The organism is Methylobacterium variabile, from assembly GCF_001043975.1.
GTDB classification, from domain to species: Bacteria; Pseudomonadota; Alphaproteobacteria; order Rhizobiales; family Beijerinckiaceae; genus Methylobacterium; species Methylobacterium variabile.
Window position 1 is genome coordinate 43,893 of sequence record NZ_LABY01000028.1, and the last position, 6,157, is coordinate 50,049.

At 71.4% G+C, this 6,157-nt stretch carries 7 protein-coding genes, 1 tRNA gene and 1 pseudogene; 8 read left to right on the top strand and 1 reads right to left on the bottom strand.

Annotated elements, in window-relative coordinates:
• Positions 1-80 precede the first annotated feature (80 nt).
• From sppA to VQ02_RS04835, 8 genes are all read left to right on the top strand, one after another.
• Positions 81-1,037 (top strand): signal peptide peptidase SppA, encoded by a 957-nt coding sequence (gene sppA, locus VQ02_RS04800; protein ID WP_048443024.1) that lies wholly within the window; start codon positions 81-83, stop codon positions 1,035-1,037.
• A gap of 101 nt (positions 1,038-1,138) precedes the next feature.
• Positions 1,139-1,465 carry an integration host factor subunit beta gene (gene ihfB, locus VQ02_RS04805; RefSeq protein WP_048443025.1) on the top strand — a complete coding sequence of 109 codons (327 nt, stop codon included), beginning with the start codon at positions 1,139-1,141 and terminating at the stop codon, positions 1,463-1,465.
• A 104-nt stretch (positions 1,466-1,569) separates the two neighbouring features.
• Positions 1,570-1,917 carry a LapA family protein gene (locus VQ02_RS04810; protein ID WP_048443026.1) on the top strand — a complete coding sequence of 116 codons (348 nt, stop codon included), beginning with the start codon at positions 1,570-1,572 and terminating at the stop codon, positions 1,915-1,917.
• Between the two features lie 2 nt (positions 1,918-1,919).
• Positions 1,920-2,861, top strand: a complete 942-nt coding sequence (gene lhpI / locus VQ02_RS04815) for a bifunctional Delta(1)-pyrroline-2-carboxylate/Delta(1)-piperideine-2-carboxylate reductase (protein WP_048443027.1) — start codon at positions 1,920-1,922, stop codon at positions 2,859-2,861.
• A 53-nt stretch (positions 2,862-2,914) separates the two neighbouring features.
• Positions 2,915-3,664, top strand: coding sequence for a phosphoribosylanthranilate isomerase (locus tag VQ02_RS04820; RefSeq protein WP_083469056.1), 750 nt, complete (start codon positions 2,915-2,917; stop codon positions 3,662-3,664).
• Positions 3,665-3,721: 57 nt separating this feature from the next.
• Entirely contained in the window at positions 3,722-4,942 is a 1,221-nt protein-coding gene (gene trpB, locus VQ02_RS04825) for a tryptophan synthase subunit beta (RefSeq protein WP_048443028.1), read from the top strand.
• Between the two features lie 124 nt (positions 4,943-5,066).
• A tRNA-Met gene (locus VQ02_RS04830) sits at positions 5,067-5,143 on the top strand.
• 274 nt (positions 5,144-5,417) lie between these two features.
• Positions 5,418-5,720, top strand: a complete 303-nt coding sequence (locus tag VQ02_RS04835; RefSeq protein WP_245239628.1) for a hypothetical protein — start codon at positions 5,418-5,420, stop codon at positions 5,718-5,720.
• Between the two features lie 55 nt (positions 5,721-5,775).
• On the opposite strand, the pseudogene VQ02_RS04840 reads toward VQ02_RS04835, so the two are convergent.
• Positions 5,776-6,157 (bottom strand): annotated as a pseudogene (locus VQ02_RS04840) (integrase core domain-containing protein); the annotation flags it as partial.

Consider the following 6,157-nt stretch of genomic DNA (forward strand, 5'->3'; position numbering starts at 1 on the left):
GAGCGAGGTTCGCCAATGACTTGCAGGGAACGACCCTGCACGGGCGGCCTCAGTAGGTCTGACCAGGATACGGGCGCCGCATGGCCATCGATGCCGAACTTCTCCTCGACCGGCGCGCTCTGCGCCGGAAGCTGTCCGTCTGGCGCGCGATCGGGGTCGGGGCACTGATCGTCGCCGCCGGCGCCGTCGGCTGGCGGGCGGCCGGGGGCAGGGGGCTCTCCGCCGTCACGCCGCAGATCGCCCGCATCAGCATCGACGGCTTCATCGCCGGCAGCGAGAAGACCCGCGAGCTGATGAAGCGCGTCGGCGATTCGAGCGCCGTCTCGGGCGTCGTGGTCTCGATCAACTCGCCGGGCGGCACCACCACCGGCTCGGAAGAACTCTTCCGCAACCTGCGGCAGCTCGCCGAGAAGAAGCCGATCGTCGCCTTCGTCGACGGCACCGCGGCCTCGGGCGCCTACATCACGGCGATCGCCGCCGACCACATCGTCGCCCGCGAGACCGCCCTCGTCGGCTCGATCGGCGTGCTGTTCCAGTATCCCGACCTGTCGGGCCTGCTCGACAAGGCCGGGGTGAAGGTCGAGGAGGTGAAGTCCTCGCCGCTCAAGGCCGAGCCGAGCGGCTTCCACCCGACGCCGCCCGAGGCCCGCGCCGCCCTTCAGGCGATCGTCGGCGACACCTTCGGCTGGTTCAAGGACTTGGTGGCCGATCGCCGGAAGATGAACCCCGACCAGATCAAGGCGGTGGCCGACGGACGGGTGTTCAGCGGCCGCCAGAGCGTGCCCCTCGGCCTGATCGACGAAACCGGCAGCGAGCGCCAGGCCATCGCCTGGCTCGAGCGCGAGAAGGGCGTGCCCAAGGACCTGCCGGTGCGGGACTGGAAGCCCCGCTCCGACAACCGCTTCGGCCTGTTCTCGGCCGCGGCCGTCGGCGCCGGCCTGCTCGGCTACGACGACCTCGCCGCGCGGCTGCGGCGGGCCAGCGCCGAGACGGCCAGCCTGTCCGAGGGCGGCCTGCTCGCGGTCTGGCGCCCGTGACGCGCGTCTGATGTCCACGCGGGCGCGTCCCGGCGCACCCGCGACCGCACCCCACGAGCGCATCCCCGGCCAGCCCCGCCTCAGTCGAGACCATACCTCCCATGATCAAGTCCGAGCTGGTGCTCAAGATCGCCGAGCAGAATCCGCACCTCTACCAGCGCGACGTCGAGAACATCGTCAACGCCATCCTCGACACCATCGCGGACGCGCTCGCCCGGGGCGACCGGGTCGAGCTGCGCGGCTTCGGTGCCTTCTCGGTCAAGCGCCGGGAGGCGCGGCGGGGCCGCAACCCGCGCACCGGCGCCGCCGTGGCGGTGGCCGAGAAGGCGATCCCGGTGTTCAAGACCGGCAAGGAGATGCGCCTGCGCCTGAACGCCGCCGGGATCGGCGCCGACGAGCCGAGCCGGGCCGAAGCCGCCGTGAGCTGACGCGCCGCCCCCTGGCCGTCCGGCCGCCGCGCGGTACACTCCCCCCGGGGCATCCGACGGTCCCGACCCCTTCCCGCATCACCGACGAAAGACCGGGTTTCCCGATGATCCGCTTCCTCAAGGGCCTGATCCTGCTGCCCATCGCGATCGTGGTCGTGCTGCTGGCGGTGGCCAACCGCCAGCCGGTGATGCTGTCCTTCGACCCGTTCTCGAACGGGACGCCGGCCTTCAGCATGCAGATGCCGCTCTACGCCCTGATCTTCGCCGCGGTCGCCCTCGGCATCGTGGTGGGCGGCGTCGGTTCCTGGCTCGGCCAGGGCGACACCCGCCGCGACCGCCGCGCCAAGGGCCGCGAGCTCGCGCGCCTGCGCGGCGAGGCCGAGCGCCTGCGCCAGGCCGCGCCGGCCACCGTCGGCCGGACCGCCCTGCCGGCCCCGGTCAGCCGCGCCTGACGATGCGCCTCATCGGGGAGGCCGAGATCGACGCGGCGTTGACGCCGGCCCGGATGGCCGACGCCCTCGACGCCGCGTTCCGGGCCGGGGCGACGGCGCCGACCCGCCACCACCACGCGATCGAGACCGCGCCGGATGGGGCCTCGCTGCTGCTGATGCCGGCCTGGACCTCCGACTATGTCGGGGTCAAGATCCTGACCCTCTACCCGGGCAACCCGGCCCGCGGCCTCGACACGATCCAGGGCGGCGTGCTGCTCTGCGACGGCCGCGACGGCCGGCCCCTCGCGCTCCTCGACGGCGCCCGGCTGACCCTGTGGCGCACCGCCGCCGCCTCGGCGCTGGCGGCCCGTCACCTGGCGCGGCCCGGCGCGACCCGGATGGTGATGGTGGGATCGGGCGCGCTCGCGCCCTACCTCGTGCGGGCCCACGCGGCGGCGCGGCCGATCCGCCACGTCGCGGTCTGGAACCGCCGGCCGGAGGGCGCCGCGCGCCTCGCCGCGGCCCTGTCCGCCGAGGGGTTCGACGCGCACCCGGTCACCGACCTCGCGGCGGCGGTGAGGGAGGCGGACCTTGTCTCCTGCGCCACGCTCTCGACGGAGCCCCTCGTGCGCGGCGCCTGGCTGCGGCCGGGCGCCCATCTCGATCTCGTCGGCGCCTTCACCCCGGCGATGCGCGAGGCCGACGACGACGCCCTGCGGCGCGGCCCGGTCTACGTCGACACGCCGGACGCCCTCAGCAAGGGCGGCGACGTCGCCGCGGCGATTGCCTCCGGCGCGCTCGCGCCCGAGGCGATCGCGGGGGATCTCGCGGCCTTGAGCCGGGGCGAGGCGCCCGGACGGCGCAGCTCCGAGGCGATCACGGTGTTCAAGTCGGTCGGCGCCGCGATCGAGGATCTCGCCGCCGCCGCCGCCGTCTGGGAGAGACTGACGCGAGCCCGGGCCTGAGCGGCGACGCCGCGGCACGTGCGGGCGAGGGCGGATCGGCGTATAGGGAGCGGATGTCGCCCGCTCCCGTCCTCGCCGAGACTTGTCGCGTCACGGTCCCTGGCCCTACCGAGCTTTCTTGCCTCGTCAAGATCTGCGGCCTCAGTACCCCTGAGACCCTGGAGGCATCGCTCGCCGCCGGTGCCGACCTGATCGGCCTCGTCCATTTTCCGAAGAGCCCGCGCCACGTCGACCTCGCGACGGGCGCCGCCCTGTCGCGGCAAGCGCGGGGCCGGGCCGAGCGCGTCGCCCTGCTGGTCGATCCCGACGACGCCCTCGTCGACGCCGTGACCGAGGCCATCGATCCGGACTGGCTCCAGCTCCACGGGGCCGAGAGCCCGGAGCGGGTGGCGCTCCTGCGGGCCCGCACCGGGCGCCCGGTGATGAAGGCGCTGGGCATCGCGACCGCCGACGACCTCGCCCGCGCCGCCCGCTACGCCGGGACGGCGGACAGGCTGCTCTTCGACGCGAAGCCGGCCCCGGGCGCCGCCCTGCCCGGCGGCAACGGCCACGCCTTCGATTGGTCGCTCCTCGCCGGCGCCGGCCGCGACAGCCCGTTCATGCTCTCGGGCGGCCTCACCCCCGAGACCGTCGCCGAGGCCCTGGCGGTGACTGCCGCGCGGGCGGTTGACGTCTCCTCCGGCGTCGAGTCGAGCCCCGGCCGCAAGGACCCTGACCGCATCGCCGCCTTCGTGGCGGCCGCGAGAGCGGCCGCCACGGGTGCGCCGGCTGGGAAAATTGCCCCCGCGGCGCGAAGGGCGTAAGTCCCGCCGCCGAGGACGACCCAGAGCCTGACCTTCTCAGACGCAAGAGTTCCTGCCGTGACCGCTCTCCAGACCCCGAACTCGTTCCGCACCGGCCCCGACGAGCGCGGCCGCTTCGGCATCTTCGGCGGCCGCTTCGTGGCCGAGACCCTGATGCCCAACATCCTCGCCCTCGAGGAGGCCTACGCGGCGGCCAAGACTGACCCGGCCTTCCAGGCCGAGATGACCGGCTACCTGACCCACTATGTCGGCCGCCCGAGCCCGCTCTACTTCGCCGAGCGGCTCACCGAGCACCTCGGCGGCGCGAAGATCTACTTCAAGCGCGAGGAGCTGAACCACACCGGCTCGCACAAGGTGAACAACGTGCTGGGCCAGATCCTGCTCGCCCGGCGCATGGGCAAGCCGCGCATCATCGCCGAGACCGGGGCCGGCCAGCACGGCGTTGCCACCGCGACCCTCTGCGCCCGCTTCGGCCTCAAATGCGTCGTCTACATGGGCGCGGTTGACGTCGAGCGGCAGAAGCCGAACGTCTTCCGGATGAAGATGCTCGGCGCCGAGGTGGTACCGGTCGAGTCCGGCACCCGCACCCTCAAGGACGCGATGAACGAGGCCCTGCGCGACTGGGTCACCAACGTCGCCGACACCTTCTACTGCATCGGCACGGTGGCGGGGCCGCACCCCTACCCGGCAATGGTGCGCGACTTCCAGTCGGTGATCGGCATTGAGACCAAGGCGCAGATGCTGGAGCAGGAGGGCCGCCTGCCCGACTCGCTCGTCGCCTGCATCGGCGGCGGCTCGAACGCCATGGGGCTGTTCCACCCGTTCCTCGACGACCGCGAGGTGGCGATCTACGGCGTCGAGGCCGCCGGCCACGGCGTGTCGAGCGGCCTGCACGCCGCCTCGCTCACCGGCGGCAAGCCGGGCGTGCTGCACGGCAACCGCACCTACCTGCTGATGGACGCCGACGGCCAGATCGCCGACGCGCACTCGATCTCCGCCGGTCTCGACTACCCGGGCATCGGCCCCGAGCACGCCTGGCTGCACGAGATGGGCCGCGTCACATACCTGTCGGCGACGGACGGCGAGACCCTGGAGGCGTTCCGCCTGTGCTCGCTGATGGAGGGCATCATCCCGGCCCTCGAGCCCGCTCACGCCCTCGCCAAGGTCATGGAGCTCGCCCCGCAGCAGTCCCGCGACCACCTGATGGTCGTCAACCTCTCGGGCCGCGGCGACAAGGACATCCCTCAGGTGGCCGAGATCCTGGGCGACGCCCTCTGACGTCCCGCGCGCCTCGCCCTCGACGGCGAGGCGCGAAAAGGACCGCGACGGTTCCTTGACAGGCACCATGGCCTCCCCCTATATCCGCGCCACCGCAGAGCCGGGCACGCCCCGGCCACCGCGCGGCGGAGTAGCTCAGTTGGTCAGAGCAGAGGAATCATAATCCTTGTGTCGGGGGTTCAAATCCCTCCTCCGCTACCAGAATTCTTCAACCCCGCTAAGCACTTAGCGGGGTTTTTCATTGCCTTGCCCTTGCGCCAGAACGGCAATATTTCCTAGCGCAGTGCTAGCGCAGCCCAAAAAATTGCCCTGCGCGCGTAACGGTTTGCTGGGGGGTCAGAAAGCACTCTAGCGCACTCCTAGCGCAGTCAGCGGTAGCAAAGTAACTAAACAGGGCCGCCCCTTGAGACCCCCTGGCAACGTCCCCGATGAGCGCTTCCAGCTGTTCCAGCGCAAGGGCAGCGCCAAGTGGCAAATGCGCTTCAGCATCCGCGGGCAGGGGCAGCTCAAGCGCTCCCTGGATACCGACGATCTCCGGGAAGCGCAGCGCCGGGCAGAGGCCATCTGGTACGAAGCGACGTATCGGGCTCAGCAGGGGCTCACCGCGCGCGCCCACACGTTCGAGAGCGTGGCTGAGGAGTACATCGCCCAGATCCTGCGCGAGGTGGAGCGGGGCGAACGTCGAGCCGACCAGGGCAAGAGCGAAGGTGATCCGGCGGTACTTCGTGGGGTACTTCGGGCAGAAGCCCGTGGATGCCGTCAGCGAGGCCGATCTTGAGCGCTATGCGGAGTGGCGACGCACTGATCCTCCTCCGTTTTCGCGGACACGGGGGTTAGCCTGCGTTCCGCTCGGCCTGCTCGGGCGTGATGTAGCCGAGAGCCGAGTGGAGGCGCTGTCGATTGTAGTAGCCCTCGATGTAAGCGAACAGGTCGCGCCGGGCCTCATCCCGGGTCACCCATCGTCGCTGGTGGACAAGTTCGACCTTGAGGGTGTGGAAGAAGCTCTCCATCGGAGCATTGTCGTAGCAGCAGCCGGCGCGGCTCATGGAGGGGATCGCCTGGATGTCGGCGAGTTGCCTGCGGTAAGCCTCCGCTGCGTACTGGCTGCCGCGATCCGAGTGACAGATGACCACGGCAGACGGCCGCTGCCGTTGGCTGGCCATCATCAGTGCGGCCGATGTTAACTACGCCCGCATCTGGCTGCGCGTTGACCAA